The organism is Sphingomonas zeicaulis (genome assembly GCF_050433225.1).
GTDB lineage: Bacteria > Pseudomonadota > Alphaproteobacteria > Sphingomonadales > Sphingomonadaceae > Sphingomonas_D > Sphingomonas_D zeicaulis.
The window spans coordinates 805,396-825,201 of record NZ_JBNPXQ010000001.1 but is presented as its reverse complement, the minus strand read 5'-3'; the positions used below and the strand labels follow the sequence as shown (position 1 = coordinate 825,201).

Genomic DNA, 19,806 nt, shown 5'->3' with positions numbered 1-19,806 from the left:
ATCGGGCCGGCGCGCCGCGTCAAGCCGGGTCGGCGGGCGGCACCGGCCGCACGGCGCCGAGCGCCGCACCCAGCGATGCGGCGACGATCGCGCCGATCGCGCCCCATTGCAGGACGCCGAGTGTCTCGCCGAGCAGCAGCAGGCCGGAAAGCGCGCCGATCGCCGGCTCAAGGCTCATCAGGGTGCCGAAGGTCTTGGCCGGCAGCCGCGTCATCGCCAGCATCTCCAGCACATAAGGCAAGGCGGTGGAGAGGATCGCGACGCCCAAGGCCAGCGGGATCGCCGCCGGCGTCAGCATCGCGGCTCCCGCCGAGACGATGCCGACGGGCGCCACCAGCAGCGCGGCGACAACCGTGCCCAATGTGACGGTGCGGATCGCCCCATCCTTGCCCGCCTTCTGCCCGAAGATGATGTAGAGCGCCCAGAACAGCCCGGCGCCCAGCGCGAAGGCCGCACCCCACGGATCGACATGGCGACCTGCGCCAGTGATCGGCAGCAGCACCACCAAGCCCGCAACCGCCAGCGCGATCCAGACGAAATCCAGCGGCCGGCGCGAGGCGAACAGCGCCACCGCCAGCGGCCCGGTGAATTCCAGTGCTACGGCAATGCCGATCGGCAAGGTCTTCAAGGCATTGTAAAAGCTCAGGTTCATCGCGCCGAGGACGAGGCCGTAGGGTAGCGCCCGCTTCCAGTCCGCCCAGCGCAGCCCGCCGCGCCACGGCCGCGTCGTCAGCACGAGGATGGTGGCCGCGAACGCAAGCCGCATCGCGGTTGCGCCCGAGGCGCCGACAATCGGAAAGAGATGCTTGGCGATGCTGGCGCCGGTCTGAATCGAGATCATCGCGAGGATGGTGAGCGCGATCGGCCCGGCCACCCCCTCCATCCCGATCATCGGCCTTTCACCCATTTGAAGCCCGGACATCACTTGCATCACCCAACATTGTGCAACATACTGCACATCGCCCTATGAGCAATATATTGCACAGTCAAGCACCCTCGACGGTGCTCGCCCACCTCGCCGGCAACCTCCGGCGCTATCGCCAATCCCAAGACCTGAGCCAGGGTGCCCTTGCCGAAGCGGCCGGGGTCAGCCGGCGGATGATCGCCGCGATCGAGGGCGGCGATGCCAACGCCAGCATCGCCACGCTCGACAAGCTGGCGGCGGCGCTTGGCATACGCTTCGCCGACTTGGTCCGCGCCGAGCGTGCCGATCACACGAAAATCGACGAGATCGCGTGGCAGGGTGAATCGCCGCAGAGCAAGGCGGTGCTGCTCGCCACGGTGCCGGCCGAGACCGAGGCCGAACTGTGGACCTGGTCACTGGCCCCGGGCGACGGCTATACCGGCACCGCCTTTCCGGGCCACGAGATCATCTATGTTCTGGACGGCAAGCTGACGATCGAAACCGATACCGGGCACCGCGACGTGCTGGCCGGCAATTTCCACGCGCAGAGCCTTGCCGAGCAGAGACTCTACACCAATCGCGGCACGACGCTGGTCCGCTTCATCCGCGCCATCACGCAGTAAATGCGGTCGATCGCGACACCTCGTCCCACACCGTCATCTCGGTGCGAATCGCATCGAGTTTCTGCTCGACCAGCCCGAGCGCATCGGCGCCGAGGAACAGGCGGGTCGGCGGATTCTCGGCGTCGACGAGTTCAAGCAGAGCCTGCGCCGCCTTTGCGGGGTCGCCGGGCTGGCTGCCGCTCTTCGCCTGTCGCGCGGCGCGGATCGGATCCATCACCGCATCATAATCGGGAATCGAGCGCGGCGTGCGATCCATCGAGCGGCCCGCCCAATCGGTACGGAACTGGCCGGGTGCGAGGCTGGTCACCTGGATGCCGAAGCCCTCGACCTCCTTGCCGAGCGCTTCCGAGATCCCCTCCAGCGCGAACTTGCTGCCGCAGTAGAAAGAAATGCCCGGCATCGTGATGAAGCCACCCATCGAGGTGACGTTGACGATATGGCCGCGGCGACGCTCACGCATGCCGGGCAGCACCGCCTTCATCATCGCCACCGGCCCGAACACATTGGCGGCAAACTGGCGCTGAAGATCCTCGATCGAGGATTCCTCCAGCACGCCCTCATGCCCATAGCCGGCATTGTTGACGAGCACGTCCACCGCCCCTGCCCGCGTCACTGCGGCCGGGATGGCGGCATAATCGGTGACATCGAGGACCAGCGCCTGCGCACGCCCTGGTGCCAGCGCTTCGAACGCCTGCGCATCCTCTGTGCGGCGCACCGTGCCGAACACTTTGTGCCCCGCGGCGAGCGCGCCCGCCGCGAAGGCGTGACCGAGACCGGAACTGACTCCGGTGATGAGGAAAGTCTTGCCCTTTGCCATGATCTGCTCCGACGGTTGCGAGTTGATTATATCATGATATAGTCCGGCCATGCCCGATGACAAGACTGCCCCGCTACCGACGCGTGACCGCGTGCTCGCCGCCGCCGAGACATTGCTGGATAACGGCAAGGCCGAATTCTCAATGCGCGATCTCGCCGCCGCCGCCGACGTCAGCTTCGCGACGCCGTTTAACCAGTTTGGCAGCAAGCTGGCGATCATGCGCGCGCTTTCCGCCAGGCGAATCGCAACGATGCACGACCGGCTCGCCGCAAGCGCCCTGCCCGCCCCCGCGCCGCAGCGTGTGATGACGGCGGTGCGCATCGCGGTTGCGGTCATGACCGAGGCTCCGGCGGTCAATCGCGCGGTGATGGGAGCGATCGGCGCACCGGGAGCCGAGGGCGGCGACACACTCGAACGGTCGCGCGCCTATTGGGCCGCGGCACTGGGAGATGCAGCGGCGGGATTGGAAGTGCCGATGCTGCCGGAACTGCTGGCTATTGCGTTCCGAGGCGCGCTCTCTTTCTGGACGGCCGGTGAAATCGACGAAGCGGAGTTGCTGCGCATGGCGCAAGCTGCGGCCGCCGGATTGCTGTTGGGCTTCGTCTGCGAGGCGGATCGCACCGCGCTGATCACGCTTGTCGCACGAGAAAGCGCCCCTATCTCAACCTCATGATCGAGACCGCCATGGTCGCCGCGCGCGATCGCAAGCGCCTTGCCGAGATCGGCGGCGTTGTTACTCGTTTCGGCCTTGGCGCGCTCGGCGCGCGGCTTGGGCTGCCCGGCAACGATGGCGCTGCGGCACCGACGCCCGAGCGCGTGCGACAGGCGATCGAGGCATTAGGCCCGACCTTCGTGAAGCTGGGGCAGATACTTGCCACGCGATCGGACCTGCTCGAACCGGAGTGGATCGCCGAGTTGGAAAAACTCCACAGCACGGCGCCGACGCTGGATTTCGAGAGCCTACGTGGCGATGTCGAAGCGGCCCTCGGCGGGGCGCCCGAAACGATCTTCGCGCGCTTCGATACCAAGCCACTGGCGGCCGCGTCGATCGCGCAGGTGCATCGCGCCACGACCGAAGATGGCCGTGAGATAGTGCTCAAGCTGCGCCGCCCGGGGATCCGCGCGCTGATGGAGGCGGACCTGCGGCTGATCGCGCAGTTCGCCAAGGTGGCGGAGGCTAATCCGGCGGTGCAACGCTATCGTCCGCGCGAAATGGTGCGGTTGCTGGCGGAAGCCGTGCTCGAGGAACTCGACTTTACCAATGAGGCGCTCAACGCCGAGCGTTTCGCCGCCAATTTCCGCGACCGCCCCGGCATCACCATCCCCGCGATCCACTGGCAGTGGACGCGCGAGGATCTGCTGGCGATGGACTTCGTGGAGGGCGTGCCACCGACGGACGCGGCCCGGTTGGAGGCTGCAGGCATCTCGCCGCGCGCGATCGCCGCGCTGGGCGCCGACACCGTGCTCGACATGGTGCTGATCGACGGGCTGTTCCATGGCGACCCCCACCCCGGCAATTTGCTGTGCCAGCCGGGCGACCGCATCGCGATGCTCGATTTCGGCATGGTCGGCCATGTCTCGCCGCGCCGGCGTGAGGAAATGATGGGATTCGTCCAGTCATTGAGCGGCGGCGATCCGGCGCGGTTGGCGGACGTGCTCGCAGCGTGGACCGAAGGCACCGGTGCCGATCGCGCCGTGCTGGCCGAGGCTGCCGACCGGCTGGTGCAGCGCCATGGCCAGGGGCCGCTGGTCCTGGCGCGCGTGGTGGAAGACATGATGGTGCTGATCCGCGACCGCGGGCTGATCCTGCCCGCAGACCTGATCCTGATCTTCAAGGCGATGATCACGATCGACGGGGTAATGCAGCGCATCGATCCGAGCTTCGACCTCAGCGCCGCCACCCAGCGCGCCTGGGGCCGGGTGATGACCGCGCGCTACAACCCGGAGGCGGTGCGGGACCGTATCACGGCGCTGCTGCTCGACCTGTCCACCACCGGCGACAACCTTCCCCGGCTGATCCGCGCGGCCACGGCGCGGCTGACCGAGCCCTCCCCCGCCCCTGGTGACACGGCGGCCGCGGCGCGCGACCTGACCCGTGCCATACGATGGCTGTCGGCAGCCGTTCTGGCGGGTTCGGCAATAATTTCTGCGACACTTTTCCTGGGCTGATTATTCGCATTTCCGGCTTTTTCGGCCGCAATGAAATGCTTGGGCGGCGCGCGGTGCGCGCCTGCCAGCGCTGGCGGGATTGACAAAGCCCTCCCAATAAGCAAAACACAATCCCAAGAAGTGAGAAGCACCGAGAAATGTTAGCGCAATCATAGCGCTTTCGTCTTTTTACGCATTTCGAAAAGATAAGCCCCGTTGTGGGGACGAGGGACTAAGAGAGAGGGGATGGCATGATCTACACACATCATCTTAAATCTACGCTGAGTAATGGTAGCGCGACCATTGCGCTGCTTCTTGGCGCGTGGGCAGTGCCTGCGGTGGCGCAGACCGCGGAGCCGGTAACGCCGGCTGAAACGACTGCCGATGAGGCTCCCGAAACTGACATCATCGTGACCGGTTCGCGCATTGCGCGCCCCGAGGCGGACGCCTCCACCCCGGTCAACGTCGTCGGCCAGGAGGACATCAAGCTTTCGGGCAATGTGAACATCGAAAAGACTCTGGCGCAGATTCCGCAGGCGATCGGTTCGCAGTTCGGCAGCGCGACCTCCAACACGGTTCCGGGCGGCTTTGCCGACGTCAACCTCCGCGGCTTCGGCGCAACCCGCAACCTCGTGCTGGTCAATGGTCGCCGCTATGCGATCTACGGGCCAGAGCAGGTTACCGACCTCAACACCATTCCGTCCTCGCTGGTGAAGCGGGTGGAGGTCGTCACCGGCGGCTCGTCCGCGGTCTATGGTTCGGACGCGATCACCGGCGTCGTCAACTTCATCATGCGTGATGATTTCGAGGGTGTTGAAGGCCGCGCGCAGCTCAATCTCGACCGGCCGACCGGCACGCCGGTCTATACGGTCGACCTGACGCTCGGCGGCAATTTCGCCGAGGGCCGTGGCAACCTCGTCGTTTCCGGTAACTATCTGAAGCGCAACTCGATCACGCGCGGCGAGCGCGGCAGCTTCGCCTTCCTGTCGCTGAACGACGGCTGCGTCGTGCGCGGTACCAGCAGCCCGAACACTGCGGGCACACCCTTCACGCCGCCGGCGGGGATGGGTTGCGTAGCCGGCGGTGGCGAACTGGGCTTCGTCGCGGGCGGCAGCGGTGACATTCCCAATGGCCGTTTCTCGGGCATCCCGACCTTCGCCGCGGCCAACCCGGCGCTGCAATCGGCCTATGCGGCGGCGGGGCTCGGACAACTCGGTTCGCGCGGGTTTACCTTCAACGATGCCGGCACTGCGGCGCGGCCGCAGATCACCCCGCAGGACGATTTCAACCTGGGGCCGGACAATTATCTGATCCAGCCGCAGGAACGCTGGATGATCAACTCCTTCGGCCACTACGACTTCACGAATTCGATCACCGGCTACATGGAGTTGCACTACAGCAACAACGTGGTGAATGCGCGGCTGGCGCCGACCAATGTCGGTTCGCCGACGCTCTTCAACGTCAACAACCCCTATTTGACGCCGCAGCTTCAGGAAGTGCTCCGCCAGCTCGACCTTGCCGAAACCGGCACCACGACAGTGGTCTCCGGCACTTCGAGCCGGACGACGACGGCCGGGGACGGGCTTGCTGTGCTGACCGCCGGCAAGCGCTATTCCGAAGTCGGCGCGCGCATGGCAAGCGAGCGGCGCAACGTGTTCCGCGGCGCCTGGGGCCTGCGCGGCGATATCGGCAGCCTATCTGAAAATGCGCTGACCGACCTGAAGTTCGACGTCTATTACACCTATGCCCGCAGCGAGAACACACTGAAGCTGAGCAACGCGATCTCGCGCAGCCGGCTGCAGGCCTCCCTGCTGTCGGTCGGTGGCGCGGCGCCGGTGTGCAACATCTTTGGCCAGAATATCGATGATGCCTGCGCCTCGGCGATCGCGATCAATGCGACCAACACAACCGTCGCCACCCAGCAGGTGGCGCAGGCCAGCGTGACCGGCACCTTGTTCAACCTGCCCGCCGGGCCGGTCGGTTTCTCGACCGGCGTCGAATGGCGCAAGACCAGTGCGGAGTTCAGCCCCGATTCCTTCCTTGCATCGGGCGATGTCGCCGGCTTCAACCCCGGTTTGCCCACTCAGGGCTCCACCTCGGTGAAGGAAGTGTTCGGCGAGGTGCGCATCCCGCTGCTCGGCGACCTGCCCTTCGTCGACAGCCTGACCGCCAATGCCGCCTTCCGCTACTCCGACTACAGCCTGTCCGGCGTTGGCGGCGTTTGGACCTATCTGGGCGGCCTCGACTGGCGGATCAGCCCGGACATCACGATCCGCGGCCAGTACCAGCGGGCGATTCGCGCGCCCAACGTCGCCGAACTCTATGGCGGCGTGACCCGCACCGTTGGCGTGGCGACCGATCCCTGCTCCAGCCGCGCGCCCACCGCGCAGCAGACCGAAGCCGTCCGCGCGGTCTGCATCGCCACCGGCGTGCCGGCATCGCAGGTGTTCACCGACAGCGTTCAGCCCAACAACATCTTCCCCGCAGACTTCGGCGGCAATCCGAACCTGGGTGAGGAGAAGTCCGACACTTACACGCTGGGTGTGGTGCTGACGCCGCGCTTCGATCGCCGCCTGTTCATCAGCGTCGATTATTTCAACATCGGGCTCGAAGGCGCGGTGGCCGCCCTTGGTGGCGGCCTGCAGAACACGCTCAATCTCTGCTATGTCACATTGCAAGATGCCAGCAGCGAATTCTGCCGGGCGGTTCAGCGCAACCCGAACACGGGTGAGATCAACGATCCCTATGTCGCGCAGATCCGCAATGCCAACACCGGCATGCTCAAGACCTCGGGCATCGACATCGCGGCACGCTATCGCCTCGACCTCGATTTCGGCTTCCCGGGCCTGGGCAGCGCCAGCAACCTGACTTTCCAGACCAACTGGACGTGGCTGAACGAGTTCACCTCGACGCCGGTGGCGGCGTTCCCGAACATCAAGAACAAGTGCGTCGGATCGTTCGGGCCGACCTGCGGCCAGCCGCTGCCGCGCTGGCGGGGCACCTCGCGCATCACCTGGGAGATCGAGGATCTCAGCCTGTCGGTGCGCCACCGCTATCTTGGGCCGGTGACCACCGACCGCTATCTGGTGCCGCTGCGCCAGGGATCGGCCGCCACGCCCGCGCTGGAATCGATCGTCTATCCGCGCCTCGCCGCGCAGAACTATATCGACTTGTCGTTCAACTATGACGTGAATGAGAACATCCAGTTCTTCGGCGGCGCGAACAATGTGTTCAACAACAACCCGCCGATCACCACGCAGGGGCCGAACGCCAACACCTTCTCGGCGACCTATGACGTCATCGGCACCGAGTTCTTCATTGGCGCCTCGTTCAAATTCTGATCCCTCCCCTGGGGCCGCACATGTCGTGCGGCCCCGTTTTTTTTTACGCGAAAGGGCCGATCCGAATGTTTGATCGACGGACTTTGCTCCTATCCGCCGGCGCGGCCGGGATCGGTGCGATCGGTGCCGCCCCCTTCCCTGCCTTCGCCGCTGCCGCCCGCACGGTTCTGCCGACGGAAGGCTGGGTGGATGTGCGCCGCTTCGGCGCCAAGGGGGATGGCAGCACGATCGACACCCCCGCGATCAACCGCGCGATCGATCATGTCGCCGCCAAGGGTGGCGGCACCGTCTATTTTCCGGCGGGCACCTATGCCTGCTATACGATCCGGCTGAAGAGCCGGGTGACATTGCACCTCGACAATGGCGCAACGATCCTTGCGGCGGCCCCCGTCGGCGAGACCGGCTATGACGTCGCCGAGCCCAACCAGTGGGACATGTTCCAGGATTTCGGCCACAGCCACTGGCGCAACAGCCTAATCTGGGGCGAAGGGCTGCACGACATCACGATCGAGGGCGCCGGGCTGATCTGGGGCAAGGGCCTGGGCCGTGGCGACGGCAAGGACAATTGGCTGAAGGACCCCAACGGCCCCGGCACCGGCAACAAGGCGATCGCACTCAAGCTGTGCCGCAACGTGACCTTGCGCGACATCCGCATCCTCGAGGGCGGCTGGTTCGCGCTGCTCGCGACCGGGGTCGACAACCTCACCATCGACAATGTGCTCTGCGACACCAACCGCGACGGCTTCGACATCGATTGCTGCCGCAACGTGCGCGTCAGCAACTGCACGGTCAATTCGCCCTATGACGATGCGATCTGCCCGAAGAGCAGCTATGCGCTGGGCTATCCGCAGATCACCGAGCATGTGACGATCAGCAACTGCTTCGTCACCGGCAATTATCAGGTGGGATCGGTGCTGGACGGCACGTGGAAGAAGATGCCGGCGGAATTCGCGCCGACCATCCACGGTCGCATCAAGTTCGGCACCGAATCCAATGGCGGATTTCGCAACATCACGATCACCAACTGCATCTTCGAGGACAGCCGCGGCCTCGCCTTCCAGACGGTGGACGGCGCGATCGTCGAGGATGTGACGGTCAGCAACCTGACCATGCGCGGCATCGTCAACGCGCCGATCTTCCTGCGCCTCGGTCGGCGGATGCGCGGCCCCGAAGGCCGTGCGATCGGTACGATGCGCCGCATCCTGATCAAGAACGTCACCAGTTCGAACGCCAACGAGCTTCCCTCGGTGATCGCAGGGCTACCCGACCATCCGATCGAGGATTTGAAGATCAGCGACATGTTCCTCCACCATGTCGGCGGTGCGCCCGCGGCGATGGCGGGCCTGCAACCGCCCGAGAACGAACTCGGCTATCCGGAGGCACCGATGTTCGGCGACCTGCCGGCGACCGGCTTCTTCATCCGCCACGCGCGCAATGTGGAACTGAGCAATGTCGAGATCGCGGTCGCCAAACCCGATGCGCGCCCGGCGCTGCGACTGGACGATGTCGACGATATCGACCTGTTCCGCGTGACCGTGCCAGAGGGCGCGAAGGCGGTTTCAACCGCCGGCGTGCGGCGGTTGCGGAGTTTCGGCAATCTGTGGATGCCGGATCGGATGATCGCTGGGCCGACCAGCGAGACGTTTTGAGTTCAAGCCGCCTTTCGCCAATGCGGGAGGGGGCGAGAGACGCCAACGATCGGCTTTTGGTTGCAACAGCGGTTCCGTTTTGCCGCGATCCGCTCTAGGGCCGCGACATGAGCGACCAACAGAACGACGCAGCTTCGTCCTACACCTATGCCCGTGCGGGCGTTTCGATCGCCGCCGGCAATGCGCTGGTGAAGGCGATCGCGCCACTCGCCAAGGCGACGCGCCGGCCCGGTGCCGATGCGGAGTTGGGTGGGTTCGGGGGTTTCTTCGATCTCAAGGCGGCGGGCTATGACGATCCGCTGCTGGTGGCGGCCAACGACGGCGTCGGCACCAAGCTGAAGCTGGCGATCGACCATGGCGCGCATGACGGCGTCGGCATCGATCTCGTCGCGATGTGCGCCAACGACCTGATCGTGCAGGGCGCCGAGCCGCTTTTCTTCCTCGACTATTACGCCACCGGCAAGCTGGAGTCCGGCGTTGCCGAGCGCGTGATCGCCAGCATAGCCGAAGGCTGCCGCATCGCCGGCTGTGCGCTGATCGGCGGCGAGACCGCCGAGATGCCGGGCATGTATGCCGATGGCGATTATGATCTTGCCGGCTTCTGCGTCGGCGCGGTCGAACGCCATCGTGCGCTGACCGGAACGGATGTGGCCGATGGCGATGTGCTGATCGGCCTCGCGTCCTCCGGCGTGCATTCGAACGGCTTCTCGCTGGTCCGGCGCCTCGCCGCGGACAAGGGCTGGAAGCTGGAACGGCCCGCGCTGTTCGACCAGGATGTGCGGCTGATCGACGCGCTGATGGCGCCCACGCGCATCTATGTGAAGTCGCTGCTGCCGCTGGTCCGCGCCGGCATGGTCCGCGCGCTGGCGCACATCACCGGCGGCGGGCTTCTGGAAAATGTGCCGCGCGTGCTGCCGGAAAACCTCCACGCGCGCATCGATGCCGACGCCTGGCCGCAGCCGCGGCTGATGGCCTTCCTGCAGGCGCAGGGCAACATCGAGCCCGAAGAGATGGCGCGCACCTTCAACTGCGGCATCGGCATGGTGCTGGTGGTCAATCCGTCGCATGTCGACGATGTCGTCGCGGCGCTGGAGGGCTCGGGCGAGACGGTGTTCCGCATCGGCGCGATCGAGGCTGGCGCGCGCGGCTGCACCGTGCAGGGTTCGGCCGATGCGTGGAGCGCGCGCGACGCCTGGACCGCGACGCACAATGGCTGAACCGCGGCCGCGCGCACGGGTCGGCGTGCTGATCTCGGGCCGCGGCTCCAACATGGCCGCCTTGCTCTACGCCTCGCGCGCGGCCGACTGCCCCTATGAGATAGCGATCGTCATCTCCAACGATCCCGACGCGCCGGGCCTCGCGCTCGCCGCGGCGGAGGGCGTGCCGACCTTTGCGCAAAGCCACAAGGGGCTGAAGCGCGCCGAGTTCGACGCGATCGTCGATGTGCAATTGCGCGCGGCGGACGTCAGCCATGTCGCACTGGCGGGTTATATGCGGCTGCTGTCCGAAGCCTTCGTCAACGGCTGGGCCGGTCGGATGATCAACATCCATCCCTCGCTGCTGCCGCTCTACAAGGGGCTCGACACCCATCAGCGCGCGCTGGATGCGGGCGACACCAAGGCGGGCTGTTCGGTGCATCTGGTGACCGCCGAGTTGGACGACGGCCCGGTGCTGGGCCAGACGCAGGTCGCGATCGTGCCGGGCGACACTGCTGCAACGCTGGCTGCGCGCACGTTGATCGCCGAGCATCAGCTCTATCCGCGCGTGCTCGCCGAGCTGGTGACGCTGGAGCGCAACCCGGACTATCTGCTGGGGCTGGTACGCAAGCATGCGCTCTCCCTGCCTGCCTCGGAGGAAACGCTGTCGCACGGCATGCCGGCGTTCCGCATCGAGGGCGGCAAGATGTTCGGCTATTTCACGCAGGACCATCATGGTGACGGCGAAATCGCGCTGATCGTCAAGACCAGCGGCGCGGACGAGCAAGCGATGCTGATCGATGCCGATCCAGATCTCTATTATCGCCCGGCCTATTTCGGCCCCTCCGGCTGGGTGGCGGTCCGCCTCGACGGCGGCGATGTTGACTGGGAGCTGGTGGAAGAGCGGCTGCGCAACAGCTGGCGGCTGGTGGCGCCGCGCAAGCTGGCGGATTTGCCGATCTGAGGGCGGGCGCCCTGCCCTACCCCTTTGCCCGGCCCCGCCGGAACGGGTACAGGAACTGCGCCATATAGCCGTTGGGGACCTTTTCCGGCACGCCATAGCCCTCGGGCCAGCGCCCGGGCGGGAAGTGATAGGTTCCGAACAGCCGGTCCCACAGCGGGAAGTGGATCGCGAAGTTCACGTCGATCGCCTCGGGCTCCAACCCGTGGTGCCAGTGGTGGAAGCGCGGGGTGGCGACGAAGCGGCCAAGCCGGTCGAAATCGCCGCGCAGATTGGCGTGCAGCAGCGACGAATAGACATAGACGATGCCGATGTAGATCTGCAGCGCGGTCGGCGTGAACCCCAATGTCATCATCGGGATCGCGGTGACGCCGCGCAGCGCCACGATCTCGAAGAAATGCATGCGCGCGCCGGCCAGCCAGTCCATCGACTTTGCGGAATGATGCACGGCGTGGAAGCCCCACAGGAAGGGCACGCGGTGGAAGGCACGGTGGAACCAGTATTGGACGAAATCGGTGAGCAGCATGATCTCGATCACCTGCAGCACCAGCGGCTGCCCGGCGACGAGCGCACGAAAGCCTTCCCAGCCGCCGGTCTGGCCGAGCACCGCCCTTGAAGGCGCAAAGGACAGGAAGGTCAGCGCCTGCACCATCATCGAGCTGACGAGATAGTAGAACAGATCCTCGCGCCATTCGGGGCGGAACAGGCGCTGGGTGCCGTGGCGCGGCAGCAGCCGCTCGACGGGTGCGAACAGCAGCCCGGTCATCACCATGTTGAGCACGAAGAAATCGAGGCCGAAGAAGATGCCCCAGTCGCGCACTTCGCGCGCCTCCGCCCCCGCGCCGCCGAGCAAGCCGGCGAGCAGCGCCAGCGCCAGCGCGGTGAAGCCAAGCACCTTGCGCGGGCGGAGCAGCAGGCTGAGCAGCGCCAGCGTATAGGCGCCGAGGATCGCGCCATGGATGATCGGGCGGAGCACCGAGGAATTGCGCAGCATCGCCAGTTCCGGCGTGCCGAACAAGCCGGGATAGCGGAGCACGACGACGAGGCCGAGCCCGGCGATCGCCAGCACCAGCGCGAAGAAACCGGCGAACCAGCCGCTGCCGAAACGCCGCGTTTCGATCGGCGCTTCCAGATCCTTCTTCAGCGCCTTGAAATAGTCGGCCATCGCCCCTTGCTCCTTCCCCGGATCGGGCAGTCTAGCACCACCGGGCGTGTACGCAAAAAAAGAGGAGCGCACCAACGCAGGGCGGGCGTTGGTGCGCTCCGGACTCGCTCCGGCGGTCCGTGGTGGGGGGAGGACCCGCCGGTGCCAGCCTAACCCATCAGAGGATGAAGTCCGTGCTGGTCAGCGGTGCGGGGGTCGTCACGTTGATCGTGAAGTCCGCCGCGCCGTCGCCATTGACGTCGCCCTGCACCAGATAGCCGCTGCCCGACGCCACCGAGATGAGTTGCCCCGCCACCCCGGTGAAGGCGGCGACGAAGGTGAAGGCATCATTGGCGCCGCCGGTGACCGCGTCGATCGCCGACAGGTCGATGCGATCGCCCTGCGCGGTGGAGAAGTCGGTGATGCGGTCGACGAGGCTCAAATTGGTGCCCGCCGTATCCGATACAGCTTCGTAGACAAAGCGGTCGGCACCGGCGCCGCCGATCAGCGAGTCCCGCCCGGCACCGCCGACGATCACGTCATTGCCGGCAAGGCCGTAGATCGCATCATTGCCGCCGCCACCGCGCAGCGTGTCCGCACCGGCCGCACCGTTCAGCCGATTGTCGAAGCTGTTGCCGGTCAACGTAGCCCCGGCATCGTTCTTCGACGTGATCTGCTCGATCGAGATGCTGTCGACCAGCGTGTAGTTGGCGGTGGTAACGATGGTGTCGTAGCCGCTCGTCGCGGTGAAACCCTCGACGATCGTGTCGACCGGCGCGTCGATATAGTAAACGTCGTTGCCGTCGCCGCCGATCAATGTGTCACTGCCGGCCTCGCCCGACAGCGTGTCGTTGCCCGCGCCGCCGGTGAGCGTGTCGTTGCCGACACCGCCGATCAGCGTGTCGTTGCCATCGTCGCCGTTGAGAATGTCATTGCCATTGTCCCCGCGGACAACATCGTCATTGGCGCCGCCGAAGATGGTGTCGTTACCGTTGCCGCCGGCAAGCGAGTCATTACCGTCGAGGCCGCGGATGGTGTCGTTGCCGCCACCGCCCAGGATGTCATTGTCCAGTTCGTTGCCGATCAGCGTAGAACCGGCGTTGCTTAGACCCTGCAGGCGCTCGATCGAGGATCCGGCCGCCAGCGTGTAATTGCCGCGCGCCTGGATGATGTCGCTGCCTTCACCCGCGAGTTCGACCACCACATCGTCGGCATCGACGATATAGGTATCGTCACCCACGCCGCCGACGAGCGTATCGGTGCCCGCCTGACCGTCGAGACGATCGTTGCCGGCGCCACCCACCAGCGTATCGGTGCCGTTGCCGCCATAGATCAGGTCGTTGTCGTCGCCGCCATCGAGCGTGTCGTTGCCGTCATCACCCGTGATGATGTCGTTGCCAGCGCCGCCCTCGACCGTGTCGTTGCCGGCCTTGCCGGCAAGATGATCGGCGCCGCCGAGGCCACGGACGATGTCGTTGCCGGTGCCGCCATCGATATGGTTGTCGCGGCTGTTGCCGGTCAGGATCAGATCCGCGCTGCTGTTGCTGCGGAGCACCTCGACGAACTGATCCTCGCCCAGCGTATAGTTCACGCTGGTCAGGATCGTGTCGGTGCCCTGCCCGTCGAGTTCGACGACGATGTCGCTGGCGCTTTCGACGATGTAGGTGTCGGACCCGAGGCCGCCGCGCATCGTATCCGCGCCGGCACCGCCCTCCAGCCGGTCATTGCCGTCACCGCCGACGAGCGTGTCGTCACCGGCATTGCCGTAGAGCAGGTCGTTACCGGTGCCACCGTCGATCTGATCGTTGCCATTGCCGCCCGAAAGCGTGTCGATGCCGCCGCGGCCTTCGATCGTGTCGTTGCCGTTGCCGCCGTCGATCCGGTTGTCGAAGGCGTTGCCGATCAATGTGACGTCACCGGCTGCGATCGAGGCGAGGCGTTCGATCGACTGGCCGTCACTCAAGGTGTAGCTGATGCGTGTCTGGATGGTGTCGCCGCCCTCGCCGTCAAGCTCGGTCACGACGTCGCCGGCATCATCGACGATGTAGATGTCGTTGCCGGTGCCGCCCACCATGGTGTCGGCACCGGTGCCGCCATCAAGCCGGTCGTTGCCGCCATTGCCCTGGATATTGTCGTTGCCGGTGCCGCCGCTGAGTTGGTCGTCGCCCTCGCCGCCGATAAGCGTGTCACTGCCGGTGCCGCCGGTGACGAGGTCGTCGCCGTTACCGCCATCGATCGTGTCGTTGCCCGCGCCGCCATCGAGATCGTCATTGCCGTCGAGGCCCGATATGGTGTCGTTGCCGTTGGCGCCGTCGATGACATTATCGAGGCTGTTGCCGGTGAGCACCAGACCAGCGTTGGAACCGGCGCGCAGATTCTCGATATTGCTGTCTTCGCCAAGCGTATAGTTCACCGAGGCGATGACCGTATCGGTCCCCGCACCAGCACCCTCCTCGATCACGTCGCCGGCGCTGTCGACATAATAGGTGTCGTTGCCGAGGCCGCCGCGCATGATGTCGTCGCCGGCGCCGCCATCGAGCGTATCGTCGCCATCGCCGCCTTCGAGCACGTCATTGCCACCGGCGCCGAACAGCTCGTCATTGCCGGCAAGACCGTAGATCGTGTCGGCACCACCGGCACCGGTGATCGTGTTGTCCGCACTGTTGCCGGTCAAGATCAGCCCGGCGTCCGAGCCCGCGCTCAAATCCTCGATATTGTCGCCGTCGGCCAGCGCATAATCGATGGTGGTGATGATGCGGTCATTGCCGCCTCCGGCATCCTCGTGAATCGCATCGCCGGGATTGTCGACATAATAGGTGTCGTCACCCGCGCCGCCGGTCATGTCGTCGGCACCGGCACCGCCATCGAGCGTGTCGTTGCCGTCGCCGCCGACCAGCACGTCATTGCCGTCGCCGCCGTCGAGCGAGTCATTGCCGGTGCCGCCGGTGATCTCGTCGTCTCCGGTGCCGCCATCGAGGATGTCGTCGTCGGCGCCGCCATCGATCGTGTCATTGCCGGCGCCGCCGTCGATCGTATCCGTGCCGGCACCACCGTTCAGGATGTCGTCGTCATTGCCGCCCGAGAGCGTGTCGTTGCCGGCCTCACCGTTGACCTGATCGTCGCCATCGCCACCGTCGAGGATGTCGTTGCCATCGCCGCCGTTGAGGATGTCGTTCCCCGTCCCGCCAAGCCCGGTATCGTTGCCGCCACCACCATTGACGGTGTCATTCCCTTCGCCGCCATTGAGCGAGTCATCGCCGGGGCCGCCGTTGAGCACATCATCGCCGCCCATGCCGGCGAGCGTATCATTGCCGTCACCGCCGTTGAGCGTGTCGTTACCGCCGGCGCCGGTCAGCGTGTCGTTGCCACCGCCGCCGTTGATCGTCGTGGTGTCGTCCGATGGCGCGGTGATGACGTCGTCACCGGGGGTGCCGTCGATCGTCGGAAACTCGTCGACATTGATCAGCAGGATGGTGATCGTCTGGTCGGTCGCGGTTCCGTTCTCGTCGGTCGCGCGAACAGTGATGTCGATATCGCGATCGGTTTCATAATCGAGCACCGCGCCGGGCGCGACGGTGATGACGCCGGTATTGGCGTCGATCACGAAGCGGCCGCCGCCATTGTCGACCAGCGAATAGGTGATCGTGTCACCATCCGGATCGGTCGCGCTGACGGTGCCGACCACCGTACCCGCCGCAGCATTCTCCTCCACCTGCGCGTCGTCGATGACGATGCCGGTCGGCGCTGAATTGAGGACGAGCTGCTGCGAGACGATCGCGGTCACCCCTGCGGTACCGGGGGTTTCCCAGGTGATGGTGATCTTGCCGTCGGCCAGCACCGTCACCGAGGGGTTGAGCTGCGCGCCGGTGGTGCTGGTATTAACGAGCACCGGGCTGCCGACCTTCGCGCCGCTGGCGTCGAACGCCTGCGCAAGGATAGCCGAGCCGCTGGCATCACCATAGGAACCGCTGCTGTCGGTCCACACGACGACGAAGCCGCCATTGGGCAGCGCCGCGATCACCGGCTCGGTCTGTGCGCCGGTCAGCACGGTGTTGACCACGAACTCGCCACCTACGGCGACGCCGCCGGACGTGTAGATCTGGCCGCGGACATTGGTGTTGCCCGCGCTGGGATCGGTCCAGGTGACGACGAAATTGCCGTTGTCGAGCGTGGTGACGGTCTGGTCGACCTGCGAACCCGCGGTGGTGGTGTTGACGCGGAACTCGAAGCCCACGCGATCGCCATTGGCCGCGAAGATCTGCGCAACGATCGCCGAGCCGCTGGTATCGCCATAGTCGCCGCTGCTGTCTTCCCAAGTGGCAATGAAGCCGCCGTTGGAAAGCGCGGTGATCTTCGGTTCGATCTGCGCCCCGTCGAGGTTGGTGTTGATCCGGAAATTGCCGCCCACTGCCGCGCCGGCAGCGTTGTAGAGCTGCCCGATGACTTCGCTGCTGGTCAAACCATAGGTCGTGAAGGTGACAAGGAAGCCGCCACCTTCAAGCGCGATGACGTCCGACGTGTTCTGAACACCGAGCAGTGCGCCGAGAAGGCCGGTGTTGACGACGAACTCACCGCCGACAGCCGCACCCGTAGCGGTGAACATCTGGCCATGCACATTCGCCCCGAGGACACCAGCGACTGCCGGGTCAGTCCAGGTGACGACGATGTTGCCGTTGTTAAGGGTCGTGATCGCCGGCTGGGTCTGACTGCCGAGCAAGGTCGTGTTGACGAGGATTTCCGCACTGGTCGGATTGCCGTTGGCATCATAAATTCTAAGCTTGATCCCCGATCCGGATAGATCGATCAACGAACCGCTATAGTCTTCCCATGCTATAGCATAGCCACCATTGTTCAGCGCCGTGATCGATGGCGCCAGTTGATTGTCGAACGAATCGTTACGAACGACAACCTCACTCCCCACGCGAACCAGTTCTGGCATTTTTAGTCTCCCCAACCAAGATTCCACGGGGTCGATAATAAAATGCAGAACCTTAAGATTGTTAACAAATATAGTTAATTTTTTCTGATGCGTCGAGAATGGTTACATTGTGAAAACGCCCCACACACCCGATTCCGCGCCAATGGAACGTGACTTCACACGCTTGCTGTGTCAGCCTGCGGCCGCGCGGAGTGGGAGGCTTACATGGTGTGGCTGCTTGCTGTGCTGATCGGCGCAATTGCCGGTTTGCGAGTGTTTACGGCGCTTGCGGCGCTATGCTGGGCGGTGGCCCTCGCCAGGCTGGATCTGTCGCAGACGGGGCTCGCGTTTCTCGGTTGGCGGTATTTGCCAGCGATTCTATCACTGCTTGCGGTCGTTGAGTTCATTACGGATCAATTACCGTCGACGCCCAGCCGCAAGGTTCCCGCCCAATTCGGAGCACGTTTGATCGCCGGCGCGCTCGGTGGCGCAGCCTTCGCAGCCGCGGCGCAGCCCGACCAATGGCAAGGCGCGGCACTGATCGGTGCAGTGCCGGGGCTCGTCGGCGCCGTGATCGGCACGCTTGGCGGCGCTGGAGTGCGGGCGCGCCTCGCCGCCGCGTTCAGCAGCGACCGCCCCGCCGCGCTGGTCGAGGATGCGGTGGCGATCGGTGCTGCCGTGGCGCTGGTTGCCGCGCTATAGAGGGCGCATGAGCGAAACATTCGATGCGATCGTGATCGGCGCCGGCCAGGCCGGTCCTTCCCTGTGCGGCCGGCTGACCGATGCGGGCATGACGGTTGCGCTGGTCGAGCGCCACCTGGTCGGCGGCACCTGCGTCAACACCGGCTGCATGCCCACCAAGGCGCTCGTCGCCAGTGCCTATGCGGCACGACTGGCACAGCGTGCCGCGGATTACGGCGTGGTGATCGCCACGCCGATTTCGGTGGACATGAAGGCGGTTTCGGCGCGCGCGCACAAGGTGACGCTGAACGCACGCACCGGAAACGAGAATTGGCTGGCTGGCATGCAGGGGCTCACCCTGATCCGCGGTCACGCCCATTTCGTCTCGCCCGACACGATCGCGGTCGGCGATCGGCGGCTTACCGCGCCGCGCATCTTCCTCAATGTCGGTGGCCGCGCGGCGGTGCCCGACATGCCGGGTGTGCATGACGTGTCGTTGCTCAACAACCGCTCGATCATCGCACTCGACACCCTGCCCGAGCATCTTGTGGTCGTCGGTGGCAGCTATATCGGGCTGGAATTCGCACAGATGTATCGCCGCTTCGGTGCTAAGGTGACGGTGGTTGAGAAAGGGCCGCGGCTGGTGGGGCGCGAGGATTCCGACATTTCAGAGGCGATCCGCGACATTCTCGAGGCCGAAGGCATTGCGGTGCGCACCAGCGCCGAATGCATCTCGTTCCGGCCCGAACCCGATGGCCGCATCGCCGTGGGCGTGGATTGCGAATCGGGCGAGCCGGAAGTGGTCGGCACACATGCGCTGCTGGCGGTCGGGCGGCGTCCCAACACCGACGATCTCGGGCTCGACGTAGCCGGCGTCGCCGTGGACGCGCGCGGCTACATCCAGGTCGATGACCGGCTGGCCACCAATGTACCCGGCATCTGGGCATTGGGCGACTGCAACGGGCGCGGCGCCTTCACCCACACCGCCTATAATGATTTCGAGATCGTTGCGGCCAATCTGCTCGACGGCGAGGACCGCAAGCTCAGCGACCGCATCCTCGGCTATGCGCTCTATATCGATCCGCCGCTCGGCCGCGTCGGCATGAGCGAGGGGGAGGCACGCAAATCAGGCCGTCCGCTCGCCATCTCGACACGACCGATGACGCGCGTCGGCCGCGCGGTTGAGAAGGGCGAAACGCAGGGCTTCATGAAGCTGATCGCCGATGCCGAGACGCACGAGATGCTGGGAGCCGCGATCCTTGGCACCGGTGGCGACGAAGCGATCCACGGCGTCCTCGACATGATGAACGCGCACCAGACCCATGACGTGCTGCGCTGGGCGATGCCGATCCACCCCACCGTATCCGAGCTGCTGCCCACGTTGATCCTGGGGCTCAAGCCGGTTGAATGAAGGCGCGGCCGGC

13 protein-coding genes are annotated in these 19,806 nt (G+C 65.4%); 9 read left to right on the top strand and 4 right to left on the bottom strand.

The features are described from left to right. Window positions 1-19 precede the first annotated feature (19 nt). A complete protein-coding gene (locus tag FHS96_RS03980; protein ID WP_429588096.1) occupies window positions 20-892 on the bottom strand; it encodes an EamA family transporter in 873 nt (290 codons plus the stop codon). A gap of 86 nt (window positions 893-978) precedes the next feature. On the opposite strand from FHS96_RS03980, the gene FHS96_RS03975 reads away from it, so the two are divergent. After that, the gene (locus FHS96_RS03975) at window positions 979-1,527 is read left to right on the top strand and encodes a helix-turn-helix domain-containing protein (protein WP_429588095.1); all 549 of its coding nucleotides are present in this window, start codon (window positions 979-981) and stop codon (window positions 1,525-1,527) included. Here the strand turns inward: FHS96_RS03975 and FHS96_RS03970 are convergent. Beyond that, entirely contained in the window at window positions 1,517-2,344 is an 828-nt protein-coding gene (locus FHS96_RS03970; protein ID WP_429588094.1) for an oxidoreductase, read from the bottom strand. The two genes, FHS96_RS03975 and FHS96_RS03970, sit on opposite strands and share 11 nt — an antisense overlap. 91 nt (window positions 2,345-2,435) lie before the next feature. On the opposite strand from FHS96_RS03970, the gene FHS96_RS03965 reads away from it, so the two are divergent. The 6 genes from FHS96_RS03965 (at window position 2,436) to purN (ending at window position 11,642) form a co-directional block, all read left to right on the top strand. Beyond that, window positions 2,436-3,017: a TetR/AcrR family transcriptional regulator gene (locus FHS96_RS03965; RefSeq protein WP_429588093.1), complete on the top strand. Its 582-nt coding sequence runs from the start codon at window positions 2,436-2,438 to the stop codon at window positions 3,015-3,017. Window positions 3,018-3,028: 11 nt separating this feature from the next. Next, entirely contained in the window at window positions 3,029-4,513 is a 1,485-nt protein-coding gene (locus tag FHS96_RS03960) for an ABC1 kinase family protein (RefSeq protein ID WP_429588092.1), read from the top strand. Window positions 4,514-4,743: 230 nt separating this feature from the next. Next, a complete protein-coding gene (locus tag FHS96_RS03955) occupies window positions 4,744-7,833 on the top strand; it encodes a TonB-dependent receptor domain-containing protein (protein ID WP_429588090.1) in 3,090 nt (1,029 codons plus the stop codon). Between the two features lie 65 nt (window positions 7,834-7,898). Beyond that, window positions 7,899-9,482, top strand: a complete 1,584-nt coding sequence (locus FHS96_RS03950; RefSeq protein WP_429588089.1) for a rhamnogalacturonidase — start codon at window positions 7,899-7,901, stop codon at window positions 9,480-9,482. Between the two features lie 107 nt (window positions 9,483-9,589). Next, the gene (gene purM, locus FHS96_RS03945) at window positions 9,590-10,699 is read left to right on the top strand and encodes a phosphoribosylformylglycinamidine cyclo-ligase (RefSeq protein WP_429588088.1); all 1,110 of its coding nucleotides are present in this window, start codon (window positions 9,590-9,592) and stop codon (window positions 10,697-10,699) included. Beyond that, complete coding sequence (purN, locus tag FHS96_RS03940; protein WP_429588087.1) at window positions 10,692-11,642, top strand: phosphoribosylglycinamide formyltransferase; 951 nt, start codon at window positions 10,692-10,694, stop codon at window positions 11,640-11,642. Before purM ends, purN begins: the two co-directional genes overlap by 8 nt. Window positions 11,643-11,658: 16 nt before the next feature. Here the strand turns inward: purN and FHS96_RS03935 are convergent, their stop codons facing one another. Together FHS96_RS03935 and FHS96_RS03930 are read right to left on the bottom strand one after the other, a co-directional pair. After that, window positions 11,659-12,804: a sterol desaturase family protein gene (locus FHS96_RS03935; protein ID WP_429588086.1), complete on the bottom strand. Its 1,146-nt coding sequence runs from the start codon at window positions 12,802-12,804 to the stop codon at window positions 11,659-11,661. 157 nt (window positions 12,805-12,961) lie between these two features. Further along, on the bottom strand, window positions 12,962-17,722 hold the full coding sequence (locus FHS96_RS03930) for a beta strand repeat-containing protein (protein WP_429588085.1): 4,761 nt from the start codon (window positions 17,720-17,722) through the stop codon (window positions 12,962-12,964). A gap of 204 nt (window positions 17,723-17,926) precedes the next feature. On the opposite strand from FHS96_RS03930, the gene FHS96_RS03925 reads away from it, so the two are divergent. Both FHS96_RS03925 and FHS96_RS03920 read left to right on the top strand, forming a co-directional pair. Continuing rightward, entirely contained in the window at window positions 17,927-18,403 is a 477-nt protein-coding gene (locus FHS96_RS03925) for a DUF4126 family protein (protein WP_429588084.1), read from the top strand. A 7-nt stretch (window positions 18,404-18,410) separates the two neighbouring features. Continuing rightward, window positions 18,411-19,793: an FAD-containing oxidoreductase gene (locus FHS96_RS03920; RefSeq protein WP_429588083.1), complete on the top strand. Its 1,383-nt coding sequence runs from the start codon at window positions 18,411-18,413 to the stop codon at window positions 19,791-19,793. Window positions 19,794-19,806 lie beyond the last annotated feature (13 nt).

Coding starts and splice junctions, on each gene's coding strand:
- FHS96_RS03935 (WP_429588086.1), bottom strand. CDS start 12,804: ATGGCCGACTATTTCAAGGCGCTGAAGAAGGATCTGGAAGCGCCGATC.
- purM (WP_429588088.1), top strand. CDS start 9,590: ATGAGCGACCAACAGAACGACGCAGCTTCGTCCTACACCTATGCCCGT.
- FHS96_RS03950 (WP_429588089.1), top strand. CDS start 7,899: ATGTTTGATCGACGGACTTTGCTCCTATCCGCCGGCGCGGCCGGGATC.
- FHS96_RS03930 (WP_429588085.1), bottom strand. CDS start 17,722: ATGCCAGAACTGGTTCGCGTGGGGAGTGAGGTTGTCGTTCGTAACGAT.
- FHS96_RS03970 (WP_429588094.1), bottom strand. CDS start 2,344: ATGGCAAAGGGCAAGACTTTCCTCATCACCGGAGTCAGTTCCGGTCTC.
- FHS96_RS03925 (WP_429588084.1), top strand. CDS start 17,927: ATGGTGTGGCTGCTTGCTGTGCTGATCGGCGCAATTGCCGGTTTGCGA.
- FHS96_RS03920 (WP_429588083.1), top strand. CDS start 18,411: ATGAGCGAAACATTCGATGCGATCGTGATCGGCGCCGGCCAGGCCGGT.
- FHS96_RS03960 (WP_429588092.1), top strand. CDS start 3,029: ATGGTCGCCGCGCGCGATCGCAAGCGCCTTGCCGAGATCGGCGGCGTT.
- FHS96_RS03980 (WP_429588096.1), bottom strand. CDS start 892: ATGATCGGGATGGAGGGGGTGGCCGGGCCGATCGCGCTCACCATCCTC.
- purN (WP_429588087.1), top strand. CDS start 10,692: ATGGCTGAACCGCGGCCGCGCGCACGGGTCGGCGTGCTGATCTCGGGC.
- FHS96_RS03955 (WP_429588090.1), top strand. CDS start 4,744: ATGATCTACACACATCATCTTAAATCTACGCTGAGTAATGGTAGCGCG.